The 20,394-nt window shown below is 67.4% G+C and carries 27 protein-coding genes; 14 read left to right on the top strand and 13 right to left on the bottom strand.

Features of this window, described 5'->3' with window-relative positions; all coding sequences use genetic code 11:
* Positions 1 to 55: 55 nt before the first annotated feature.
* Together GO488_RS12195 and GO488_RS12190 are read left to right on the top strand one after the other, a co-directional pair.
* Positions 56 to 526: a pyruvoyl-dependent arginine decarboxylase gene (locus tag GO488_RS12195; protein ID WP_162318101.1), complete on the top strand. Its 471-nt coding sequence runs from the start codon at positions 56 to 58 to the stop codon at positions 524 to 526.
* Positions 527 to 622: 96 nt separating this feature from the next.
* The gene (locus GO488_RS12190; RefSeq protein WP_162318100.1) at positions 623 to 976 is read left to right on the top strand and encodes a DUF5811 family protein; all 354 of its coding nucleotides are present in this window, start codon (positions 623 to 625) and stop codon (positions 974 to 976) included.
* A 1-nt stretch (position 977) separates the two neighbouring features.
* Here GO488_RS12190 and GO488_RS12185 read toward each other — a convergent pair whose 3' ends face one another.
* The 3 genes from GO488_RS12185 to infB form a co-directional block, all read right to left on the bottom strand.
* The gene (locus GO488_RS12185; RefSeq protein WP_162318099.1) at positions 978 to 1,175 is read right to left on the bottom strand and encodes a DUF8015 family protein; all 198 of its coding nucleotides are present in this window, start codon (positions 1,173 to 1,175) and stop codon (positions 978 to 980) included.
* A 38-nt stretch (positions 1,176 to 1,213) separates the two neighbouring features.
* On the bottom strand, positions 1,214 to 1,537 hold the full coding sequence (locus GO488_RS12180; RefSeq protein ID WP_162318098.1) for a hypothetical protein: 324 nt from the start codon (positions 1,535 to 1,537) through the stop codon (positions 1,214 to 1,216).
* Between the two features lie 84 nt (positions 1,538 to 1,621).
* A complete protein-coding gene (gene infB, locus GO488_RS12175) occupies positions 1,622 to 3,427 on the bottom strand; it encodes a translation initiation factor IF-2 (protein ID WP_162318097.1) in 1,806 nt (601 codons plus the stop codon).
* 200 nt (positions 3,428 to 3,627) lie between these two features.
* On the opposite strand from infB, the gene GO488_RS12170 reads away from it, so the two are divergent.
* On the top strand, positions 3,628 to 3,867 hold the full coding sequence (locus GO488_RS12170) for a PRC-barrel domain-containing protein (RefSeq protein ID WP_162318096.1): 240 nt from the start codon (positions 3,628 to 3,630) through the stop codon (positions 3,865 to 3,867).
* Positions 3,868 to 4,326, top strand: coding sequence for an NOB1 family endonuclease (locus GO488_RS12165; RefSeq protein ID WP_162318095.1), 459 nt, complete (start codon positions 3,868 to 3,870; stop codon positions 4,324 to 4,326).
* Positions 4,327 to 4,358: 32 nt separating this feature from the next.
* Here the strand turns inward: GO488_RS12165 and GO488_RS12160 are convergent, their stop codons facing one another.
* The 3 genes from GO488_RS12160 to GO488_RS12150 form a co-directional block, all read right to left on the bottom strand.
* Positions 4,359 to 4,505, bottom strand: coding sequence for a CopG family transcriptional regulator (locus tag GO488_RS12160; RefSeq protein ID WP_162318094.1), 147 nt, complete (start codon positions 4,503 to 4,505; stop codon positions 4,359 to 4,361).
* A 60-nt stretch (positions 4,506 to 4,565) separates the two neighbouring features.
* Positions 4,566 to 5,357 (bottom strand): CPBP family intramembrane glutamic endopeptidase, encoded by a 792-nt coding sequence (locus GO488_RS12155; RefSeq protein ID WP_162318093.1) that lies wholly within the window; start codon positions 5,355 to 5,357, stop codon positions 4,566 to 4,568.
* 154 nt (positions 5,358 to 5,511) lie between these two features.
* Positions 5,512 to 6,816: a glucose-6-phosphate isomerase gene (locus tag GO488_RS12150; protein ID WP_162318092.1), complete on the bottom strand. Its 1,305-nt coding sequence runs from the start codon at positions 6,814 to 6,816 to the stop codon at positions 5,512 to 5,514.
* An 86-nt stretch (positions 6,817 to 6,902) separates the two neighbouring features.
* Here GO488_RS12150 and GO488_RS12145 point away from each other — a divergent pair, with 86 nt between their 5' ends.
* The 4 genes from GO488_RS12145 (at position 6,903) to GO488_RS12130 (ending at position 10,464) form a co-directional block, all read left to right on the top strand.
* A complete protein-coding gene (locus GO488_RS12145) occupies positions 6,903 to 7,433 on the top strand; it encodes a DUF8056 family protein (RefSeq protein ID WP_162318091.1) in 531 nt (176 codons plus the stop codon).
* 45 nt (positions 7,434 to 7,478) lie between these two features.
* Positions 7,479 to 7,946: a DUF5812 family protein gene (locus tag GO488_RS12140; protein WP_162318090.1), complete on the top strand. Its 468-nt coding sequence runs from the start codon at positions 7,479 to 7,481 to the stop codon at positions 7,944 to 7,946.
* Positions 7,947 to 8,017: 71 nt separating this feature from the next.
* A complete protein-coding gene (gene secF / locus GO488_RS12135; RefSeq protein ID WP_162318089.1) occupies positions 8,018 to 8,881 on the top strand; it encodes a protein translocase subunit SecF in 864 nt (287 codons plus the stop codon).
* Positions 8,878 to 10,464, top strand: a complete 1,587-nt coding sequence (locus tag GO488_RS12130; RefSeq protein WP_162318088.1) for a preprotein translocase subunit SecD — start codon at positions 8,878 to 8,880, stop codon at positions 10,462 to 10,464. Before secF ends, GO488_RS12130 begins: the two co-directional genes overlap by 4 nt.
* 511 nt (positions 10,465 to 10,975) lie before the next feature.
* Here GO488_RS12130 and rnhB read toward each other — a convergent pair.
* A complete protein-coding gene (gene rnhB, locus GO488_RS12125) occupies positions 10,976 to 11,611 on the bottom strand; it encodes a ribonuclease HII (RefSeq protein WP_162318087.1) in 636 nt (211 codons plus the stop codon).
* 181 nt (positions 11,612 to 11,792) lie between these two features.
* Between rnhB and GO488_RS12120 the strand changes: the two genes are divergently transcribed.
* Positions 11,793 to 12,131 carry a DUF7344 domain-containing protein gene (locus tag GO488_RS12120; protein ID WP_162318086.1) on the top strand — a complete coding sequence of 113 codons (339 nt, stop codon included), beginning with the start codon at positions 11,793 to 11,795 and terminating at the stop codon, positions 12,129 to 12,131.
* Between the two features lie 4 nt (positions 12,132 to 12,135).
* On the opposite strand, the gene GO488_RS12115 is transcribed toward GO488_RS12120, so the two are convergent.
* The 3 genes from GO488_RS12115 to GO488_RS12105 all read right to left on the bottom strand — a co-directional run bounded on the left by GO488_RS12115 (position 12,136) and on the right by GO488_RS12105 (position 14,880).
* On the bottom strand, positions 12,136 to 13,413 hold the full coding sequence (locus GO488_RS12115) for a tRNA pseudouridine(54/55) synthase Pus10 (protein WP_162318085.1): 1,278 nt from the start codon (positions 13,411 to 13,413) through the stop codon (positions 12,136 to 12,138).
* A 90-nt stretch (positions 13,414 to 13,503) separates the two neighbouring features.
* Positions 13,504 to 13,710, bottom strand: a complete 207-nt coding sequence (locus tag GO488_RS12110) for a hypothetical protein (protein ID WP_162318084.1) — start codon at positions 13,708 to 13,710, stop codon at positions 13,504 to 13,506.
* A 60-nt stretch (positions 13,711 to 13,770) separates the two neighbouring features.
* Complete coding sequence (locus tag GO488_RS12105) at positions 13,771 to 14,880, bottom strand: mechanosensitive ion channel family protein (RefSeq protein ID WP_162318083.1); 1,110 nt, start codon at positions 14,878 to 14,880, stop codon at positions 13,771 to 13,773.
* 94 nt (positions 14,881 to 14,974) lie between these two features.
* Here GO488_RS12105 and GO488_RS12100 point away from each other — a divergent pair, with 94 nt between their 5' ends.
* A complete protein-coding gene (locus tag GO488_RS12100) occupies positions 14,975 to 15,787 on the top strand; it encodes an undecaprenyl-diphosphate phosphatase (protein WP_162318082.1) in 813 nt (270 codons plus the stop codon).
* A gap of 55 nt (positions 15,788 to 15,842) precedes the next feature.
* Positions 15,843 to 16,706 carry a CheF family chemotaxis protein gene (locus GO488_RS12095; RefSeq protein ID WP_162318081.1) on the top strand — a complete coding sequence of 288 codons (864 nt, stop codon included), beginning with the start codon at positions 15,843 to 15,845 and terminating at the stop codon, positions 16,704 to 16,706.
* 136 nt (positions 16,707 to 16,842) lie between these two features.
* Here the strand turns inward: GO488_RS12095 and GO488_RS12090 are convergent, their stop codons facing one another.
* Entirely contained in the window at positions 16,843 to 17,289 is a 447-nt protein-coding gene (locus GO488_RS12090; RefSeq protein WP_162318080.1) for a universal stress protein, read from the bottom strand.
* Between the two features lie 180 nt (positions 17,290 to 17,469).
* Between GO488_RS12090 and GO488_RS12085 the strand changes: the two genes are divergently transcribed.
* From GO488_RS12085 to GO488_RS12075, 3 genes are all read left to right on the top strand, one after another.
* Positions 17,470 to 18,864, top strand: a complete 1,395-nt coding sequence (locus GO488_RS12085) for a GntP family permease (protein ID WP_162318079.1) — start codon at positions 17,470 to 17,472, stop codon at positions 18,862 to 18,864.
* Positions 18,865 to 18,999: 135 nt separating this feature from the next.
* Positions 19,000 to 19,236 (top strand): antitoxin VapB family protein, encoded by a 237-nt coding sequence (locus tag GO488_RS12080; protein WP_162318078.1) that lies wholly within the window; start codon positions 19,000 to 19,002, stop codon positions 19,234 to 19,236.
* A gap of 1 nt (position 19,237) precedes the next feature.
* The gene (locus tag GO488_RS12075; protein WP_162318077.1) at positions 19,238 to 19,627 is read left to right on the top strand and encodes a type II toxin-antitoxin system VapC family toxin; all 390 of its coding nucleotides are present in this window, start codon (positions 19,238 to 19,240) and stop codon (positions 19,625 to 19,627) included.
* Between the two features lie 32 nt (positions 19,628 to 19,659).
* Here GO488_RS12075 and GO488_RS12070 read toward each other — a convergent pair whose 3' ends face one another.
* Positions 19,660 to 19,881 carry a DUF8119 family protein gene (locus GO488_RS12070; RefSeq protein WP_162318076.1) on the bottom strand — a complete coding sequence of 74 codons (222 nt, stop codon included), beginning with the start codon at positions 19,879 to 19,881 and terminating at the stop codon, positions 19,660 to 19,662.
* Between the two features lie 39 nt (positions 19,882 to 19,920).
* Complete coding sequence (locus GO488_RS12065; protein ID WP_162318075.1) at positions 19,921 to 20,394, bottom strand: universal stress protein; 474 nt, start codon at positions 20,392 to 20,394, stop codon at positions 19,921 to 19,923.

Raw genomic sequence — 20,394 nt, 5'->3', positions numbered from 1 at the left:
TCACGAGTCCGGGAGAAGCGAAACCCCTTACAGCGTCGGTCGTCGATACTTCGCTATGAGTACGATCCGGGTCGTCTGGGGGGCGGCGACCGGCCCGACCGCGCTGTCGTCGTACGACGCGGCGCTCGCCGAGGCCGGCGTCCACAACTACAACCTCGTGACCCTCTCGTCGGTCATTCCGGCGGGACCGGCCATCGAGGTGGTCGAGACCGCGCCGGACCTCGGCCCGCCCGGCGAGGCCATCGAGGTCGTCCAGTCGGCGGCCACCGCCGCGCCCGGCGAACGCGCGGCCGCCGGCATCGGCTGGGCGCGCACCGCCGACGGCCCCGGCATCTTCTACGAGGTCGACGGCACCGACCCCGAGGCCGTCCGCGCGGAGATCCGCGAGGGGCTCGCCGCCGGCCGCGACCTCCGCGAGTGGGACTTCGTCGAGGAGACGGTCCGCGTCGAGTCGGTCGCCCCCGACGACGACTACGCCAGCGCGGTGGTGCTCGCCACCTACGGCGAGAGCCACCCGGTCGTATAGCTTCTCGGGTCCGAACGGCGCTCTCTCGCCGGTCGCGAACGATGCCTGAGCCACGGGGTTTTTAGTACCCTGACTCCTACGTCGAGCAGAACGTCCATGTACGGAAACACGTCCTTCGGCGGCGACACGGAGAAAGTGACGCTCACGCCAGAGCAACGGCAGACGCTCCGCGAAGACTTAGCGAGCGTCGCCGCCCGGACGCGCGACCTGCTTCCGAGCGAGTTCGTGGTCGGGTCCGAGATAAGCGACGGCGAGGGCGGCCCGCGGGCGACCATCGCGGTCCAGCCGCCGGTCGGCTCCGTCGTCAGCGCGGGCTACGCGCCGGAGGACCCCGAGAGCGCGACGATAACGTCCGACGAACGCGACGACCTCGCCCAGGGCATCGCCGCCTCCGCGGCGCTGCAGGTCAAACAGGTGATGGGCGACGACCCGACGCCGACGGCGCAGTAAGCTACGTTCCGTTTTCCGCCGGCGGGTTGTAGAACAGCGCGTAGCCGATCGGCCCGCTGGCCGAGAGGCTCCCGACGGCCATCGCGGTGACGACGCTCAGCGACGTGAGTACGGCACCGAACGCGGCCAGCACCATCGACAGGGCGATACTCGCCAAGACGAGGTCCGCCGTCGCCGGGAGAGGGGCGGCTCCGAGCATCCTGTCTCGACGGAGACGCGCCAGCTAATTAAATATTATTACTGGTCGTCCGCCGGGGGCTGTACCGTCCACTCCTCGTCGGCGATGAGGGCCTCGCGCGCGGCGCTGTAATCGCGCGTGGCCATCCCGTAGAACGACTGCCGTCCGACCGGGGTCCGGTATCGGAGGACGACGGTGTGGTCGGTCACGTCGAAGACGGTCAGCGACTGGCGGCCGGACTCGTCAGTCCACGTCTCGCGATGCGTCCCCTCTCGGTCCACGCAGCGGCGGCCGTACTCCCAGCTGTGTGACTCTGCGCGCGAAAGCGGGATCGGGAACGTCGAGGCCGGCGAGTCCGCGGTCGATGTGTCTGACGTTGCCATGCGGGACGCCTACACGAAGCGACGGAAAAACCGTGTTGGTTTCGGCAGTCGGGACAGTCCGAGTCGAGCCCCGGCGTCGCTCGCTCACTTCCCCCAGAAGGGGTCGCGGTTGCGATGGTTCTCCAAGTACATCGACAGCGCCTCCCGCTCGTCGACGGAGATGTCCTCGGCGAGTTCCTGTTCGAGGATCTTGGCGTGTTTCTCGGGGATCTCGACCCAGAGGTCGTCGCCCTCCTCGATCTGGCGGCCGACCGTCGGGCCGTCGATGGAGGCGGCGAGTCGCTCGCCGGTGCGGGCGGCGTCGACCTCCTCGCCCTCGTCCTGGAGGGATTTCAGCCGGCCGACGCGGGTCGGCTCGTTGCCCTCCCACTTGACGACGTTGACGTTGCGGCGGAGTTCGCCCGACAGCACCTCGACGCCGACGACGGCGGGGTCGGACTGCCGGAACGTGTGGTCGTCGAGGACGCGGAACTTCGCCGGGCGCGTGATGTTCTCGAGGATCTGTTCCTGCTGGGCCTCCTCGATCTCGGTGACGTGGTCGTCGTAGCGCTCGATGAGCTGGTAGATGACGTCGTCCTCGAAGAGCTTCACGTCCTCCTGTTCGGCGAGGTCGCGGGCGTCGTCTAACACCTCGACGGAGAACGCGAGGATGGCCTGGTGCGTCGGCTCGCCGGCCGTCTCGGCGACGCGGACGTCACGCGGGGCGACGGCACCGACCTCGGCGCGCATGATGGGGATCTCCTCCTCTTCGAGCGTACTGGAGATCGCCTCCAGGGAGCCGAGCGTGTCGGCCTTGACAACGACGCCCTCGTCTTCGGTCGTGACCGCTATCTCGGCGAGTTCCTCCTGCACTTCGGCGACGACCTCGTCCCGGTCGCGGTCCCGGACCACGCGGATGGGCGCGCCGGCCATCGCGTCGTCCAAGTCCGGCGCGGCGATCTTCACGCCGTCGGCGGCGGCGACCTCCTCGACCTGTTCGAACTCCTGTTCGGTCCGGATCTCTTCGAGGGGGCGGGGGCGCAACAGCGCGCGGACGTCGGTGACGATCGGTCCGTGGAGACCGCCGACGACGATGGTGTCGTCGGCCCGGATGGTACCGTCGTAGACGATGGCGTCGAGCGTCGTCCCGAACCCGCGGGTGTCCTTCACTTCGAGGACGGTTCCGACGCCGGGACCGCTCGCGTCGATCTCCATCTCCTCCTTCATGTACCGTTGGGAGAGCCCCATCATCACCGTCAGCAGGTCGGGGACGCCCTCGCCCGTCTCCGCCGAGACGGGGACGACGCCGATGTTGGCCTGGAAGTCCTGGACCCGCCAGTACATGTCCGCCGAGAAGCCGTTATCGGAGAGCTCGCCGATTATCTCGTAGAGCTTCTCGTTCAGGTCCGAGGTGACCCGGTCCGACTGGGCCTCCATCGTCGCCTGCACCGGCTGGTCCTCGTTGGGGTTCCAGCCCGGCACCGTGTCTATCTTGTTCGCGGCGACGATGAACGGCGTCTGGGTCCGTTTCAGAATGTCGATGGCTTCCAGCGTCTGGGGCTGGAAGCCGTCGTTGACGTCGACGACGAGGATGGCGATGTCCGCGAGCGCGCCCCCCCGCGAACGGAGCGTCGAGAACGAGTGGTGACCGGGCGTGTCGATGAACAGCAGGCCCGGCAGGTCGAAGTCCGTCGGGTCGACGAGTTCGCCCGCGATCTCCGAGATGACCGAGAGCGGCACCGCCGTGGCCCCGATGTGTTGCGTGATCGCTCCGGATTCGCCCGCCGTCACGGCCGACCCGCGGATGCGGTCGAGCAGGCTCGTCTTCCCGTGGTCGACGTGGCCGAGCACCGCGACGATGGGCGTCCGGAGGCTGTGGTCCGTCTCTGTGGTGGCGTCGGTATCAGACATAGATGGCCCCAGAAGTTACCCGAATCCTATCGTCCGCAGTAGTTAAGTTCGTCGTCATGGCGCTCGCGCGGTCGCTGCGAACGGCTCGCACCGGCGACGCCGATTCGGTTTCGTGCGCGTCCCGCGACGGGGACGAAAACGACGCTCCGACGGCGTCAGACGCCCGTGGCGTTTATGTGACCGCGCTCAGAAAGGGGGGTATGGCCGAGATACTCGCCGAGAACCTCTCGGGGAAGGACGTCATGGGCACCGACGGCACGGAGATCGGGAGCCTGTACAACATCACCATGGACATCTCCTCGGGGACGCTGTACAACCTCGTCATCGATCCCGCCGAGTCGCTTCGCAACACGGACTTCGAGTACACCGACCAGGGTCGCCTCCTGATCCCCGTCGAACGCGTGAAGGCGGTGAAAGACCACATGATCGTCAACCGGTAGATGTACGTCCTCGATTCCTCGGCGTTTATCAACGAGTACCACACCGACGAGCAGATAGCGTCGATTCCGCTCGTCCAGGACGAACTCGAGGGCGAGGCGGCGTTCCGCTTCGACGCCCTCGAAGGGTCGGGAATGCACCTCCACATCCCCGAGGAGAACACCGTCGAGCGCATCGAACGCGCCGCCAGAGAGACGGGCGACCTCGCGGAGCTCTCCGAGACCGACGTCCGTCTCGTCGCCGCCGCCTTCGAACTCGACGCCCGCCTCGTCACCGACGACTACGCCATGCAGAACGTCGCGGAGAAACTGGACGTTCGCGTCGAGGTCATCGCCCGCGAGGGCATCTCCGAACAGCGCGACTGGCTCTTTCAGTGCGCCGGCTGCGGCCGCGAGTTCGACGAGAACCACGACCGCTGTCCGATCTGCGGGAGTTCGCTCTCGCGGAAGAACCCCGCGTAGGCGGCTCCCGACACAGACGGGCAGCGGCGGCGTTACACGATTCGCTCTTCGACGTCTTCGAGACCGAGGTCGATGAGTTGTTTCAGAACCTCCTCCTCGGTGATGCCGTAGCGGCGGGCCAGCACCGCCACTGCCCGGGCCTGGCCGTCGTCACACGCGACCGTGTACCGGGTCGTCATGTGAACCGTCTTTCCAGTCTGCGTACATAAATGCCCGTCAGACGACCGTCGTACGGGGGGTCACACCGGGAGCGAGGCCCCGGTCGTCGCCATGTAGTAGTTGAGCGCGAACAGCCCGGCGTTCCAGAGACCGTGAGCCAGCGCCGGGACGGTGATGCTCTCCGTGTACTCGTAGACGGCCCCGAGGACGAGCCCGAGCGCGCCGGCGACGAGGATGTACGTCCACGCGCTCCCGGAACTGATCGCGAAGAAGTGACCGATTCCGAACAGGAGACTCGCGAGCAGCAGGCCGGGGACGAGACCGAACGACCGCCGGAACAGCCCCTGAACGATGCCCCGGAAGACGAGTTCCTCCGCCGGGCCGACGAAGAACAGCGCGACGGGAATCATGTAGAGGAACAGTTCGGGGTTGCTCCGCCCCTCGGTGATGACGCTGTTCTGGCCGGTCTCGACGGACGTGCCGAACACCGCCTCCACTGCGGCCGAGAGGAGGTCAACGACGACGCCCATCAGTAGCGCGCTGAGGAAGATGCCGAGGACGCCAAGCAGCGCCCAACCGAAGTCAGACGGCGTCGGTCTGCGAACGTGAACGAGCGAGTCCTCCTCTCTGAGTTTGACGAAGCCGTAGCCGGCCGCGATGAAGCCGACGAACGACAGCGCGTTCACGACCGCGTAGGCGATCGGCGACCGCGTCAGCGCCCCCTGTGACCCGATGCCGAACAGCGAGAGCCCGAGCTGTGCGAACACCCCCGCGAAGAGGAAGGCGGCCGCGACGACCGCCAGCGCACGGACGGTGCTCGTCACGATAGTCCGGCCGTCGGCCACGGAGACGTACGGAGGGGTGAATGCCATAGCGGGAGTTAGCGGCCAGTAGTCGGCGAATCCACAAGACCCCACCGATCGGGCGACACGCGGACTGAGCGCGACGACGCGACCGACGCAGCAAACCCCTCGTGCCAGACGAGCGACCGTTCTCGTACGGACTCCGGGTCGCTCGGATCCCGTCTCAGTCCCCGTCGGAGATCAGGTAACTCGGCCGTTCGTCGACGGTCCGGGTCTCCTCGGTGTCCTCGCCCGAGAGGAGGCCGCGGGCGGCCCGCTTGCCCCACTCGACGGCCGGCTGGGTGAACGTCTCGACGCCAGCGAGCTCGCCGACGAGGACGCAGGCGGCCTCCGTCGCGTACAGCAGTTCGCCCAGCGAGCGGGCGTCGAGGCTGTCGATCTCGATCTCGACGGCGGGTCGGTCGGCCGCCGAGAGGCTGGCGACCGTCGCGTCGTACTCGGCGTCGAGCAGCTCGCCGAGGTCGGTCCCGGCGAGATACGAGAGCGACTCGTGACCGGCGTCGGGGACCGGCACGTCGGCCCGCTCGCGGGGGCGGACGACCGTGACGACCTTGTCTCGGGGACCGGCGCGATACAGTTGGAGTTGGGAGTGCTGATCGGTCGCGCCGAGCGCGCGGGCCGGGGTCTGGCCGCGGCCCTCCTTCCCGAGGCTCTCGGCCCACAGCTGGGCGAACCACTCGGCGAAGACCTCCAGGCGCTCGGCGTAGGGCATGAAGGCGTTGACCGCCGCGCCGCGCTCTTCGAGGGCGTAGGCGACCGCGCCGTAGGCGTAGGCCGGCGTCTCGAACAGCGACGGGCCGAGACCGTCGGCGGCGTCGGCCCCGCCCGCGAGCAGCTCCTCGATATCCACGCCGAGGATGGCCGGCGGAACCAGTCCCACGGAAGACAGCGCCGAGAACCGGCCGGGGACGCCGTCGGGGACCGGCAGCGTCGGCAGGTCCTCCTCGTCGGCGAGTTCCCGGAGCGGCCCCGACTCGCCCGTCGTCACGACGGTTCGCTCGGTCCAGTCCACGTCCCGGTACTCGTAGACGTCCCGGACGACGAGGAAGTTCGCCAGCGTCTCCGCCGTCGTCCCGGACTTCGAGACGACGTTGACCGCCGTCTCCGAGAGCGGGAGGTCAGAGAGCGTCCGCTCGACGTGCTCGGGGTCGACGTTGTCCAGCACGACGTGTCGCTCGGGGTCCTCCGCCAGCGCCGCGGTGATCGTCTTCGCGCCCAGCGCCGAGCCGCCGATACCGACCGTGAGGACGTACTCGGCGTCCGAGACCGGGGAAACGGCCTCCCGGATCGCGTCGGCGTCGGTCCGTTCCGGGAGGTTCAGCGCGGCGTAGCCGAACTCGTCGTCGCCCCGGCCCGCCGCGATGCGCTCGTGCGCCTCGGCCACTCGCTCGTCGAGTTCTTCCAGTTCCGCCTCGTCGATGCCAGGCTCGGCCACGGTGCCGAGCGCGGCACCGATGTCCACGTGCATACGTGGCCCGTCGATTCGGCGTTACAAATAGCTCGCGGCTGCCGGGGAACGGGGCGTTTAACCACCTCGTCGCCATAGCGACGGTGATGACAGACGCGTCGGCCGTCCCCGCCGATGAGACGGCGAAGTCCTACAGCGGTCTCCCGGGAGCGTTCCGCTACGCGCTGGGCGCGAGCGACTCGTGGCTGTTCAAGGGGTACGTGGTCGTGGCGCTGCTGTTGACCCTCGCCATCGCGCTCGTCTTCGCGCTCGGCCTGCTCGTGCTGCTCGCCGGCTCCGAGGGGCTCCGCGGCGGGACGTTCACCTTCTCGCGCTCCTTCTTCCTGTTCGTGGGACTGCTCGTCGTCGCGCCCCTGCTGGCCCCGATCCTATTGGTCGCGCGGCGACACCGCCGCACCGGGTCGACGGCGACCTACGACCGCGCCCTCGCGCTGTCGGGGTTCGTCTTCGTCGCGTCGCTGTACGTCGGGCTCGTTATCTCTGTCCCACCCCAGCTACAGGAACCGACCGGGAGCGCCGTCGTCGCGGCGCTGTACGCCGCTCCCCAACTCGCGGGACTCGCACCGCCCCTCGCGGCCGCCGCGCTCCTGTACGCCGTCCACCGATTCCTCCGATAACCACGGGTCGAAACCCGGAAAAACGCCGCTGTCGTAGGGTCGCCCATGACAACGAAGGAGGGGACGTTCCTGGTCACGCACGCCGACGAGGACTCCGCGACGCTCCGGGACGTGGCCGACTCGCAGGTCCTGACGCTCTCTGAGAACCCCGGGCTGGACGCCGGCTCGGTCGTCGAGGCGACGGTCGAACCGGAGCCGCCGATGGAGGTGACCTACGCCGTGGTCGAGATCGCCGACGAGCGGACGATTCCCGTCGAGACGGTCGACCTCGCACCGACGACGCGAGCGAAAGAGCTCGCGGCCGAGCAGTCCGTCGGCGAGGTGACGACCCGCGAACGGGCCGGCGAGGGCGAGATCCACGTCCTGACCGTCCCCGAGGAGCGAACCGACGCCGCCGCCGAGGAGGTCGTCGACGACGAGGCGACCCGCTCGCGGGCCGCCCGCCTCGGCGTCGACCGGGTCGAAGTTCGCACGGCCGCCGGTGTGGTAAGCGTTCGCTATCTACCGGACTGAGGCGGCTCTCGCCGCCGTCGGGGCATCCGGGATTGGGAAGGCTTATTCGGAGGCGTGCCAACCCCTCGCCCATGGTCGCGTTCGAGGTCCCCGAAGTCGATTATACCCGGTACTCGAACCGCCAGTTGGTGGCGATACCGCTGGCGGTGCTGGCGCTGGCCCTCGCGGTCATCGCCGGGTGGTGGGTGCTGACCGGCGCGCCGGTCACGATGGGGATCGACTTCACGGGTGGCTCCGAAATCACGGTTCAGACGTCGCTCTCACAGGAGGAGATCCGCGCCTCGTTCGACGAACCGGTCGTCTCCGTCCAGGGCGTCGCCGGGGAGAACGAGCAGTACATCGTCACGTTCGAGTCCTCCGAGATGGGGGCGATTCGGCAGACTGCGATAGACAACGGGCAGATGGAGCTGCGCGGAAGCGGTTCGGTCTCGCCGGTCTTCGGCGGACAGAACCAGCAGATGGCCGTCATCGGGATGGCCATCGCCTTCGTCGGGATGAGCCTCCTCGCCTTCGCCTTCTTCCGGACGTTCGTCCCGAGCATCGCCATCGTCATCTCGGCGTTCTCCGACATCGTCATCCCCGTCGCGGTGATGAACCTCGTCGGCATCAAGCTCTCGCTGGGCACCGTCGCCGCCCTGCTGATGCTGATCGGATACAGCGTCGACTCGGACATCCTCCTCAATAACCACGTCCTCCGGCGCTCCGGCGGGTTCTACGAGTCGACGTACCGGGCGATGCGGACCGGGGTGACGATGACGCTCACCTCGATCGCCGCGATGGCGGTGATGGCCGTCGCCGCGACGCTGTTCGGCATCGAGCTGATGGCCTCTATCGGGCTCGTCCTCGTCCTCGGACTCTCCGCGGACCTGATGAACACGTACATGCTCAACGTGACGCTGCTTCGCTGGTACAAGTACGAGGGGGTCAACCGATGAGCGCGATACGCGAGAACTGGCGCATCGGCGCGCTGATCGTCCTCCTGTTGGTGAGCGCCGTGGCGCTGTTCGTCCCGGGCGTCCCGCCGGGCAGTAACCCCGCGGCCGACAACTCGTCGGCGGCGGCCTCCGAGGGGATGACGAACCTCCAGTACGGCATCGAACTGAACGGCGGGACGCGCATCCGCGCGCCCGTCGTCGGGATCACGGCCGAGGGGGTCGACATCCCGACCAACACTACCCAGCGGGCCCAACTGGAGCAGTCGCTGGCCGACAGCCTCGGCGTCGACAGGATCGACATCCAGGCCGTGCCCCGGGCCGAGGGCGGCACCGTCGAGGTGTTCTCGAAGAACGTCTCGACCTCGGAGTTGCGGACGGCGCTCGAAAACCAAGGTTACCAACCCGAGACGGTTCGAGAGGGCGTGACCGAACAGACGCGCGAGGAGATGGTCGAGGCGATCGACCAGAAGATCTCCACGTCAGCGCTCTCGGGCGGGACGGTGACCCAGGCCCGCACCAGCGAGCGCAACTACATCGCCATCACGGCCCCCGACAAGGACTACGAGGAACTGCGGAGCATCCTCGAAGACCGGGGTATCGTCCGGATGTACGCCTACTACCCGGCCGAGAACGGCACCTACGTCCGCAAGGCCGTGCTGGACCAGGGCGCCGACGCGATCCGCGGGACCGGGACGATAAACCAGCAGCAGACCGCCTCCGGCGGCGAGTCGTACACGTTCTCGGTCACGATGGAAGAAGGGGCCGCAGAGGCGTTCGCGCGGGAGATGGCCGCCGCCGGGTTCGGCAACGGCGGGTTCTGTAACCCCCAGCAGGCACAGGCCAGGGGGCAACCCGTCGAGTGTCTGCAGGTCACCTACGAGGACGAGGTCGTCTTCAACGGCAGCGTCCAGCCCGGACTGGGCAGTTCCTTCGCCGACGGCTCCTTCGCCGAGAACCCGACGCTGACCATCGAGGTGCCGTCCCGGGAGAAGGCCCAGCAGGTGAAGCTCAGCCTCGACGCGGGACAGCTCCCCGCGCCGCTGAACTTCGACCCGCAGGTGACCCAGACGCGCTCGCTCGAACCGGCGCTGGCCGACCAGTTCAAGACGAACTCACTGATCACCGGCCTGCTCGCCGTCGTCGCCGTCAGTCTGGTGGTCTACGGGCGTTACGGCCGGGCGGAGGTCGCGCTGCCGATGATCGTGACGGCGCTCTCGGAGGTGTTCATCCTGCTGGGCTTCGTCGCGTTCGTCCAGTACCCGCTGAACTTATCGCACTTGGCGGGGTTCATCGCCGTCATCGGGACGGGGGTGGACGACCTCATCATCATCGCCGACGAGATACTCCAGCAGGGGAAAGTCGAGACCGGCCGCGTGTTCCAGAACCGCTTCCGGAAGGCGTTCTGGGTCATCGGCGCGGCCGCGGCGACGACCATCGTCGCCATGAGTCCGCTGATGGTGCTCTCGCTGGGCGACCTCTCCGGGTTCGCTATCATCACCATCGTCGGCGTCCTCATCGGCGTGCTGGTGACGCGGCCGGCCTACGGTGACATCCTCCGAGCCCTCGTGATAGACGAGGACTGAACGGGCGATATCGCGCCGTTTCCCGTCTCTCCCGTCGGCAGACGGATTCGTTTCGTCTCGATCGTGCCCTGGCGTTTGGTACCGTGTGACAAATTAATTTAGATTGACTTATATTCTCGCGCGACGTATATACAGTTCCCGCTGGAACGCGGGGATACACTGAACGACTCGTCTCAGAACCGTCCGCACAGGGCGTGAAGGGACGCGTTGGGGGCAAGAACCGAGCAGTCCGTCACAGGATTCCGAGGTGAACGCTCTGAAGGAGAACCGCCGCGGCCCATCGCCGGTCCGGCCGGCCGGATCGGTAGCAAGGCCAACTACCGGACGTCACGTAAGCGACGTTCGGGAACCCGGTACGTCGGCAAGGCTGGTGAGAGCCCAGTTAAAGTCCACGCGGACAAGGCCGGTGGAAGCCCGGCTAAACGCCGACAGTGTGCCGGCACGGTCGCAGGGGCCGTCGAAAACATCTCCCGTTCAGGTCCAAACCGCGTTCGCGGGGTCTTTCCAGCTGTCAGAACTCGCCAAGCGTCGCCTGTTCGGCGGCCGCGAGCACGTCCTCACAGGTAGACCACGACGATCGCGCGCAGTCGGGCAGGTCGCCGTGGCGAGTTACGTAGTTCGCCAGAAACTCCCTCGTCATCGGGTCGCTCGGGTAGCCCGATCCGACGTCGCCGTACGTCTCGCCGAGCGCCGCGACGTGGGCGTCGCGGGCCACCTTCGCCACGATAGAACCCGCCCCCACCAGCGGGTCCGTCTCGTCGGCCCCGTGTTCGGCGGTGACGGTCACGTCGGCGGCCACGCGGTCGGCCACGCGACGGCCGAACCGCTCGGCGTCGGTGTCGCCCGCGTCGACGGTACCCGCGAGGCCGTCGCTCGCCACGCCCGAGAGCGCTTCCGCGTGGGCCGCGACCGTCAGCGTGTTCATGTCCGTCTCCGGGTCGTCGATGCGGGCGACCGGGACCTCCGCGACGGCGACGGCGTCGGCGGCGTCCCGAATCTCCGTCGCCAACTGCTCGCGCCGCTCGGGAGCGATGCCCTTCGAGTCCCCGACATCCGCCGGGAGGCTCCCCGGCTCGGCCCGGACGGCCGCGGCGAACATCGACCCGAGAACGGGTCCCTTGCCGGCTTCGTCGACGCCGAATCGCATGGCTGGTCGATTCCGTGCCGGCAGGAAAGCCGTTGCGGTCGTCGATTCGGCATCGCGGCCGCCGGTTCGGCGAGTAACCGCTGGCGAGCGCACCCGTCGAACGCGCGTATCGGCGAGATTACCGCCGGTAGCCGAGCGTTACAGGAAAGGTTGATATAGTGGAACCGTAACCACCGACACGATGGGCGACTTGGACCGAATCTACCGCGCGCTGGCCGCCAGAGAGCGGCGACTCGCGCTCTCCTGTCTGCACGATCACCAGACGCTCACGCTCGCCGACCTCACCGAACTAGTTCTGGAACGGGCGGACGGAGCGGACATAACGGCCGTCTCGGAGGACAGAATCCGGGACACCTACTTCGCGCTCTATCACACGCACGTCCCGATCTTAGAGGAGAGCGACCTCGTCCGATACGACCAGGCCGACGATCTCGTGGCGGCGACGGAACGGGTTCGGCCCGCGCTGTCGAGCGTGTGCGATAACGTCGAGGCGATACTGGCCGCGGAGATCGACGGCTGAACCGCTATTCTCGGAAGAACTCCGGCTTGGCGAACGGTTCGCTCTCGCCTTCGACGTCGACGACGTCCAGCGCGGTGACGACGGCGTCGACGCCCAGCAGTCCGGCCAGGCTCGGTTCGGTTCGGCCGTCGTCGCTGGAGACCAGTTCCTTCACGTAGAGACCGCCCGCGCCGTGGATGCGGACGTCGGCGTGACGCTCGTCGACGAGGTCGCCGCTCGCGGCGTAGACGTCCCGCGTCCGCGTGAGGTCGGCGCGCCGGTGGGCGACCCGCTGTGGCGTCTCCTGTTCGACGGTCGTCCCTTCGAGTTCGTCCAGCGCCGTCTGCAACGCCTCTTCCGTGACCGGTTCCGAGAACTCGACGTCCATCCGGTAGGTCTTCGAGGCGTCCAGTTCCTTCACCCGCTCGACCATCTCGTGGGTCGCAAGGCGCAGCCCCTCGACTTCGACCTTCCCGTCGGCGAACTCGTTTATCTCGCGTTCGAGCGCGTCGGTGTCGACGTCGCGGGTCCGGGGCGAGTCCACCTCGACGACGAACGGCCGGCCCGATTCGAGCATCAGCGCGTCGACGTCCTCGCGGCCCGCGCCGTGGAACGTCGCCGCGGAGCCATCCATCGCCTCCTCGACGACGGGCGCGGAGAGCTGTTCGACGCTCTCGTCGTAGCGATAGCCGGTCCCGTCACAGCCGTCACAGGGTTGGCCCTGATAGAGCCCCGTGCCGTTGCAGTCGTTACAGGGCCACTTCGTCTGCGGGATGTCCCGCTGGAGCTTTCGGTAGCGGCCGTAGACGAACGCGGAGTTGACCTGCACGTCCACCTCGTCGGTCGAGAGGTCGAGCGTGAACTGCACGTCCGGCCGGCCGAACTCGACTTCGGTGTCGGTCAGGCGGCCGATCCGCTTGCCCACCTCGCGGTTGAGCTCCGTCTTCAGCGCCTCGCCAGCCTCCGGGTCCAGCCCCACGTCCTCCCGCAGGAGCGCGTCGTTCTCCTCGAACAGCGGCGGCACTTTCGTCCCCACCTGATAGGTCTCGAAGTCGTAGCCCCGGGCGGCGGTGGCGGCCTGTTCGGCCCACCAGTCGACGCGGTCGGTCTCGCCCTCGCAGACCCAGCAGTCCTCGCTCGCCTCGAAGGGCTCGTCGGCTTCGAGCGCGAGCGTCACGCGCAGCGCGCGGCCCCGCTCGGCGTTGGTCAGCCCGAAGCTCCGCTCGGCGAACAGCCGGCCGAGACAGGCGTCACAGAGCGGGCCGGTGTCGAGTGCGGCCCCCGCGACCTCTAGTACGCTCATTGTTCCGAGCGAAGCGACCGGCCCGTAACTGCGTTTCGACCTCTCTTCGGGAACAGCGGGTACAACGAGACGGACGGGCCGCGACACTCCTCAGTCGTCGCCCCAGACGGCGGAGTCGAGCACGTCGTACTCCGCTTCGAGCAGCTCCCAGAGGTCGTCGACGTCTTCGAGGGAACTGCACTCGGCGAGTTGCGCTTTGAGCGTCTCGGCTTGCTCGGGGCTGAGCACGCCCTGGACGACCCCCTTCTGGATGACGTCCGCGAGCAGGGTCAGCTGATATTCCAGCCCCGTGACCATGCGGCGAGCTATCGTACAAATCCTGAAATACCTTACGGTGATTACGGCGGATAGAGCGACCTAGGGCGCGTCTCGCCCGCCGTCGGCGGAGAACGGCTCGGCGCCGGACTGCCGGAACAGGTCGCCCGGCACGTCGGTCACCGACACCGACACGTCGCGCCGGGGGAACGGGATCTCGATGTCCGCGGTCCGGAACCGCTCGTAGATCGCTCGATTGAGGTTGTGAATCGTACGGGCGTTCTGGGCGGGGTTGCCGACCCAGCACAGCAGTTCGAAGTTCAGCGCGGACGCGCCGAACTCGCGGAATCGGACCCGCGGTTTGGGGCGTTCGAGGACGAGCCCTTCCTCCTCGGCGACGGCCAGTAGGATCTCCTCGACGGCGTCGACGTCGGTGCCGTAGGCGACGCCGACGGGGACGCGGATGCGCCGCTTCTGTTTGGGCGTCGATTCGTTGACGATGGCGGCGTTGCTGAGCTTCGAGTTCGGGACCGTGACGAGGATGTCGTCGCGGGTGCGGATGACCGTCGACCGTACGGAGATATCTTCGACGCGGCCGCGTTCGCCGGTCTCGAGGACGACGAAGTCGCCGACCTTGTACGTGCCGTCGAGGTACAGCGACAGCGACCCGAAGAAGTTCGCGAGCGTGTCTCGGGCCGCGAGCCCGACGATGATGCCGATCAGGCCCGCCGAGGCCAACAGCGGCCGGACGTCCACCTCCCAGAGGACGAGCAGGAGGAAGACGCCGAGACCGGCGACGAGCGCGCTCCAGACGTTCTGGAGAATTGGGACCACCTGTCGGTCGACGTAGCGGTTGTCGGTCGCGGCCGCGGAGGCTTTCCGCCCGATCCGCATCAGCGTCACCATCCAGACGAAGATGACCACCGAGAGCGTGCCCGCTTCCAGGGGAACGGCCACGTCCGGCGAGACGTCGTACACCTGCGTCCCCGCGTACGCGCCGGCGATCGCGACGGTGACGTACAGCGCCGAGTGGACGCCCCGGAGGACGATGTCGTCCACCTGCCCGTCGATGCGGTCGGTGAGCCGCCTGAGAACGCGGTCGCCGACGACCTGTACGACCGCAGCGAGTCCCAATCCGCCGAACACGAGCAGGGCGAACCCCTGCCAGACCGGAAGCGCGGCGAGCCACGCGGAGACACCACCCAGTTGCATACCACCTGTTGGCTGGCGGAGGATATATACTGTCCTCCCGCCACGCGCCGAGGCGACCGAACCGCCTTTATTCCCGGCCGTCTCCTCCGTGACTGTGCATCCGCTACTCGTCGCCGTTCTACTCGGTATCTTGCAGGGGGTTCTGGAGTGGGTTCCCGTCTCCAGCGAGGGAGGCGTCGCGCTCGCTTCGACGGCGCTCGCGGGGCTAGATCCCGACGCAGCGACGCGATTGGCGCTGTTCTTACACGCCGGGACCGCCGTCGCCGCGGTCGCGTACTACCGCGGCGAGGTCCGAGAGCTGTTCGCCGCGCTCCCGGCGCTCTCCCGACGCCCCTTCGCCGACGAGACGGCCGACCTCTCCTTTCTCGTCGTGGCGACGCTGGCGACGGGGCTGACCGGCCTGCCGGCGTATCTCGTGCTCGACACCGTCGTCTCGGAGCTCGGCGGCGGCCTCTTTCTCGCGTTCGTCGGCGGGCTGCTGGTCGTGACGGGGCTGCTCCAGCGGTTCGCCGCGGTGCTGTCACTCGGCGATCGGGAGAACCCGAATCTCGTGGACGCCGTCGTCGTCGGGGCGCTGCAGGGACTGGCGATTCTCCCCGGCGTCTCGCGGTCGGGAACGACGGTCAGCGCGCTGTTGCTGCGCGGCCACGAGGGCGAGTCCTCCCTGCGGCTCTCCTTCCTGCTCTCGATCCCGGCCGCGCTGGCGGCGAACGCCCTCGTGCTCGCCGATACCGGTCTGCCGTCCGTCACTCCGACCGCGGCGGTCGCCGCGCTCGCGGTCAGCGCCGTCGTCGGCTATCTCACGGTGGACGCGCTGGTCCGTCTCGTCCGCCGGGTCGCCTTCTGGCTGGTCTGTCTGTTCTTCGGCGGTCTCGGCGTCGCCGGCGGGCTGCTGGTCGCGCTGTGAGGTCGGTGCTGGAAGTTATATACGACCGGGCGACAACTGTCGGGTGATCGCGGCCATGAGTGGTGACGAACGGAAGGTGTTCGACGCGACCGGGGACTTCCAGTACGTCGTCCGCGGCGGCGAGCGGGTCACGGACCCGCAGTGGCGCTCTTGCCGAATCATCGTCACCAACAAACGCCTCGTGCTGGCGACCAACGGCGGAAAACAGCCGATCCCGCACTCGAAACTCTCGCTGGCCGACCCCGGGAGCGAGGTCCCGGACGAGACGCCGGCCACCGCCACCGCGTTCGAAGTCGGGAACAACGTCCTGCTGATAGACGCCTCGGGCGTCGAGGACTTCGCGTTCGAGTACTGCCGGGCCGCCTTACAGGGCGCGGTCATCCTCGCTCGGCACCCGGCCGTCGTCGGCGGCGTCATCCGGGACGACGCCGAGTGGGGGAAAGCGCGCTTCCGACTGGCCGACGGGGAGGTCCGCCTGCAGTTCCCCGACGGCGACTCGACTGTCTTCGACATCGAGGACGTGGGGACCATCGAGACGAGCGAGAGTGCGGTGCTGGGCGAACCGCGCGCCGTCGTCGAGGTCGAACACACCGACGAACGGGACCGCAGCGTCGAGACGCACTTCTCGGGGATGGGCCACCACACCGACGCCCTGCAGTCGCTGTTCTCGGCGGTGGTCGACCGCCGCGAGGACGACTACGAACTCACGGAGATGGAGAGCCAGGTGCTGATGGCGCTGTACTCGGGCGTCTCGCCGTTCGAGATGGCGGATTTCGTCGGCGCGACGCCCGACGAGGTCGAGGAGATCTATCAGCGGCTCCTGGACGTGGGTGCGGTCGATAAGGTCCGGACCCGGACGGAGGTCAGCCTGAACGCACAGGGGCGGAATATGGCGAGCGAAGCGATGAGCGGGGAATAGCGAGGGGAGCGACTGAAAGGAGCGGCCCTCGAAAAGCGAGCGGGGAACGGAGTGACCCGCGAGCAGCAGCGTGATTCCGAACGGCGCGGCGCGCTCCGACGGTGCGTGCCCGAAAACGTCGTCCGCCGCTTGCTGATCACTCCGTAACGACGGTGACCGGACCGCCGAAGTCGAGGATGACTCGCTGTGTCGCGTCGCCGAAGAGCGCTTTCCCGGTGGGCGAGCGCTGCCGACCCGGCAGGAAGACGTGGTCACAGTCGTGCGCCTCGGCCGCCTGGAGGACCTCGTCGGCCTCGTCGCCGACGGCACCGGCGGCCTCGTACTCCACGTCGAGATCGGCGAGAACCTCGCCGCCGATGTCCTCGGCGAACTCCGTCGCCCCCCTTTCGGCCTCGCCGGGGGTGTACTTCGTCGTCGCGTCCGGGATGGACTCCATCGCACCGCGGCGGGCGCTGTACGCTTCCTCGGTAGTGACGTGGAGCAGGACCGCTTCGGCGTCTACGCCCTCGGCGAGCGTCCCCGCTTCGTAGACGAGGTCCTTCGCGGTCTCGGTCGGTTCGACGACGACGAGTGCTCGTTTCATACCGGGGTCGAGTGAGGCGACGCTGATAAAGACAGGGGAAGCGACACATACTCTTCTAATTATAATGGAATAGAATGTCTGATTCAAACCTAATATTATATTCGACATGAACAAACGTCCGTTATACACCCGATCAATTGAAAACATTTTCATGCGGTAACAATGATTGACTTCCTGCACATGGCAGTCGAGTTCGCTCACAGCCCGTTGCTCACGTTCGCTATCGGGCTCGTCTTGGTCGTATTGCTACTGGTCGTCTGGGATCTCCCGGCGTTCGTCGGCTTGACGATCGCCGCGTTCACCGTCGGTCTCGTCAACGCGGTGTTCGTCCAGGATTTCTCTTTCGGGGAGGCCGCCACGAGAACGGCGACGGCGTTCGGGAACGGGATGGCCGGGATCGGCATCCCGATCCTGATGGCCGCCGTCATCGGCAAATCGATGCTGGAGAGCGGCTCCGCACAGCGGATCGTCCGCAGCTTCCAGTCGGTGGTCGGCGAGGAGAACTCCGACATCGCGCTGTGGGGCAGCAGTACCGTGCTGGCGATTCCCGTGTTCTTCGACAGCGTGTTCTACCTCCTCGCGCCGCTGGCGCGCTCGATGCGCGCCCGTCGGGGGAAGAACTACGCGCTGTACCTCGTCGTCGTCGGGGCCGGTGCCGCGACGGCCCACGTCTTCGTCCCGCCGACGCCGGGCCCGCTGGCCGTCGCCAGCGAGATCGGCGTCAACCTCGGGATGACGATCGCCGTCGGCATCGCGGTCGCGATCCCGGCGGCCGTGATGGGCGGTCTGGTCTACGGTCGCTTCATCAACGGCGTGGTCGACATCCCGCTCCGGGACTCGATGGGGACGACGACCGAGGAACTCGAAGAGCGGGCAAAGCAGAGCTCCGCATCGATTCCGGGCGTCCTCGAATCGTCCCTGCCGATCATCCTCGCCGTCGTGCTCGTCGCCTCCTTCACCTTCGTCGATAGCTTCGAATCGGTGTATCCCACGCTATCGAGCGTCAAGCCCGCCGTCGCGTTCATCGGCGACAAGAACGTGGCGCTGACCATCGCGGCCATCGCCGCGGCGCTCACCTACCTCCGCTGGAACGACATCTCGCGCTCCATCTGGGAGGACGAACTCACCGAGGCGCTGAAGAGCGGCGGGAACATCGCCGCCATCACCGCGATGGGCGGCGCGTTCGGTGCGCTGTTAGCGGCGTCCGGTATCGGCTCGTACATCGCCGGCGCGTTCGAGGGGATCGGCATCCCGCTCATCGTGACCGCGTGGCTCATCGCCGCCGTCATCCGCATCGCACAGGGGTCGGCGACGGCCGCGATGCTCACCACTGCCGGTATCATGGCCCCGCTGACCGGCCAACTCGCCGTCCACTCGGCGTATCTGGTGATGGCCATCGGCGCGGGCGGGAACATCTTCTCGTGGTACAACGACTCCGGCTTCTGGCTGTTCAAGGAGATCGGCGGCCTCACGCAGGCGGAGACGCTGAAGACGTGGACCGTCCTCACGACCATCATCTCGGTGACCGGGCTCATCGCGGTGCTGGTCTACTCGTCGTTCTTCCCGCTGGCGTAGGCCACAGCCGATTTTCGAACGAGCCAAGTCTTCGATACGCCGTTCAGCGCACTCGATACCCGGGCGAGCGGAATAGCCTCGACAGGTTCCGGTGCCGCGAAAGAACTTACTGCACCTGCATACAACTGTATGCACATGTCGAAGAGCATCCGTCTCTCCGAGGACGCCTACGAGCGGCTCGCGGCTCACAAACGCGAGGACGAGACGTTCTCGGAGGTCGTACTCCGATTGGCGGGCGAACGTTCGCTGCTGGAACTCGCCGGTATTCTAAGCGACGACGAAGCCGACGCGCTTCGGGACGCCGTCTCCGAGCGGCGAACGCGCCGCGGCGAAGAACTCGAAGACACCGCCGATCAGATGCGAGGCGCATAGCGTGCTACTCGATACGTCGTTTCTCATCGACCTGATGAACGGCGACGAGGGCGCGGTCGAAACGGCCCGAGAGCTAGAGAACGAACTAGTCCAGCAGCGGCTTTCGGCGATGACGCTCTTCGAGCTATACTACGGTATCGCTCGCGTTACCGACTCCGAGGCGGAACGCGAGACAGTCGAAAACGTCCTCGCGTCGAAACCCGTCCATCCCGCCGACACGGCCGTGATGAGAAAGGCGGGCCGGCTCTCGGGCGAGTTACAGAACGACGGGACGCCCGTCGGAGACGGCGACGTGATTATCGGCGCGACCGCCGATATCGTCGAAGAGCCGGTCCTCACGCGAAACGCCGAGGATTTCGACCGGCTCGGTGTCGAAACGGAGACGTACTGACGCGGTTTCGAACTGTTCTCTCCGGTCGCCCGCTACGGCTTCTCGGCCCGCAGCGCCTCCAGCGACCAGAAGAAGCCGTAGTAGGCGACGACCCCGCTGGCCATCGCCAAGTAGTACGCCCACTCCGGAGCCGGCGGTAACACCGCGAAGACGACCGAGACCAGCGTCACCCACGCCATCGCGAACACCAGGTCGACGAACATCCCCGAGCGGTTCTCGCGGACGTGCTCGCCGACCCGTTCCAACAGGCTCACGCGCGGCCTCCGTCGGTTGGGGTCATGGTCCGGGGTCGACTACTCCTCCCGTCCTTCGACGCCCTGTTCGTCGACGACGAGGATAGGGAGGTGACTCGACCGCAGGACGCGTTCGGTGACGCTGCCCAGCAGGGCGCGTCGGACGCCCGAGCGGCCGTGACTTCCCATCACGATGAGGTCGACGTCGTTGCCGTCGGCGTAGTTGCTGATGATGTCGTGAGGGGTGCCGACGCGGATCTCCTCGACCGTCTCGACGCCGCGGTCGGCCGCGGCGTCGGCGACGATACCGGTCGCCTCGTTGGCGTCTTCTTCGACGTCTTCCATCTCGTCGAAGTGACCCTGCTTGAGGCGGTCGATCTGTTCGCTGCCGAGGCTGTAGTTGACCCAGTCGGGGTCGACGACGTACAGCGCGTGAACGGTCGCGTCGTACTTCTCGGCGATGTCGACGGCGTGGCTGACTGCTACTTCCGCGACGGTGCTGCCGTCCGTGGGGACGAGTATCGTATCGTACAT

The organism is Haloarcula limicola (assembly GCF_010119205.1).
In the GTDB taxonomy this organism is placed as follows: domain Archaea; phylum Halobacteriota; class Halobacteria; order Halobacteriales; family Haloarculaceae; genus Haloarcula; species Haloarcula limicola.
The sequence above is the reverse complement of the archived record's forward strand: the minus strand, read 5'-3'. Positions and strand labels throughout refer to the sequence as shown.

Excerpts from the sequence above, each read along its gene's own strand:
- GO488_RS12195 (WP_162318101.1), top strand. The coding sequence starts at position 56 with ATGAGTACGATCCGGGTCGTCTGGGGGGCGGCGACCGGCCCGACCGCG.
- GO488_RS12190 (WP_162318100.1), top strand. The coding sequence starts at position 623 with ATGTACGGAAACACGTCCTTCGGCGGCGACACGGAGAAAGTGACGCTC.
- GO488_RS12185 (WP_162318099.1), bottom strand. The coding sequence starts at position 1,175 with ATGCTCGGAGCCGCCCCTCTCCCGGCGACGGCGGACCTCGTCTTGGCG.
- GO488_RS12180 (WP_162318098.1), bottom strand. The coding sequence starts at position 1,537 with ATGGCAACGTCAGACACATCGACCGCGGACTCGCCGGCCTCGACGTTC.
- infB (WP_162318097.1), bottom strand. The coding sequence starts at position 3,427 with ATGTCTGATACCGACGCCACCACAGAGACGGACCACAGCCTCCGGACG.
- GO488_RS12170 (WP_162318096.1), top strand. The coding sequence starts at position 3,628 with ATGGCCGAGATACTCGCCGAGAACCTCTCGGGGAAGGACGTCATGGGC.
- GO488_RS12165 (WP_162318095.1), top strand. The coding sequence starts at position 3,868 with ATGTACGTCCTCGATTCCTCGGCGTTTATCAACGAGTACCACACCGAC.
- GO488_RS12160 (WP_162318094.1), bottom strand. The coding sequence starts at position 4,505 with ATGACGACCCGGTACACGGTCGCGTGTGACGACGGCCAGGCCCGGGCA.
- GO488_RS12155 (WP_162318093.1), bottom strand. The coding sequence starts at position 5,357 with ATGGCATTCACCCCTCCGTACGTCTCCGTGGCCGACGGCCGGACTATC.
- GO488_RS12150 (WP_162318092.1), bottom strand. The coding sequence starts at position 6,816 with ATGCACGTGGACATCGGTGCCGCGCTCGGCACCGTGGCCGAGCCTGGC.
- GO488_RS12145 (WP_162318091.1), top strand. The coding sequence starts at position 6,903 with ATGACAGACGCGTCGGCCGTCCCCGCCGATGAGACGGCGAAGTCCTAC.
- GO488_RS12140 (WP_162318090.1), top strand. The coding sequence starts at position 7,479 with ATGACAACGAAGGAGGGGACGTTCCTGGTCACGCACGCCGACGAGGAC.
- secF (WP_162318089.1), top strand. The coding sequence starts at position 8,018 with ATGGTCGCGTTCGAGGTCCCCGAAGTCGATTATACCCGGTACTCGAAC.
- GO488_RS12130 (WP_162318088.1), top strand. The coding sequence starts at position 8,878 with ATGAGCGCGATACGCGAGAACTGGCGCATCGGCGCGCTGATCGTCCTC.
- rnhB (WP_162318087.1), bottom strand. The coding sequence starts at position 11,611 with ATGCGATTCGGCGTCGACGAAGCCGGCAAGGGACCCGTTCTCGGGTCG.
- GO488_RS12120 (WP_162318086.1), top strand. The coding sequence starts at position 11,793 with ATGGGCGACTTGGACCGAATCTACCGCGCGCTGGCCGCCAGAGAGCGG.
- GO488_RS12115 (WP_162318085.1), bottom strand. The coding sequence starts at position 13,413 with ATGAGCGTACTAGAGGTCGCGGGGGCCGCACTCGACACCGGCCCGCTC.
- GO488_RS12110 (WP_162318084.1), bottom strand. The coding sequence starts at position 13,710 with ATGGTCACGGGGCTGGAATATCAGCTGACCCTGCTCGCGGACGTCATC.
- GO488_RS12105 (WP_162318083.1), bottom strand. The coding sequence starts at position 14,880 with ATGCAACTGGGTGGTGTCTCCGCGTGGCTCGCCGCGCTTCCGGTCTGG.
- GO488_RS12095 (WP_162318081.1), top strand. The coding sequence starts at position 15,843 with ATGAGTGGTGACGAACGGAAGGTGTTCGACGCGACCGGGGACTTCCAG.
- GO488_RS12090 (WP_162318080.1), bottom strand. The coding sequence starts at position 17,289 with ATGAAACGAGCACTCGTCGTCGTCGAACCGACCGAGACCGCGAAGGAC.
- GO488_RS12085 (WP_162318079.1), top strand. The coding sequence starts at position 17,470 with ATGGCAGTCGAGTTCGCTCACAGCCCGTTGCTCACGTTCGCTATCGGG.
- GO488_RS12080 (WP_162318078.1), top strand. The coding sequence starts at position 19,000 with ATGTCGAAGAGCATCCGTCTCTCCGAGGACGCCTACGAGCGGCTCGCG.
- GO488_RS12065 (WP_162318075.1), bottom strand. The coding sequence starts at position 20,394 with ATGTACGATACGATACTCGTCCCCACGGACGGCAGCACCGTCGCGGAA.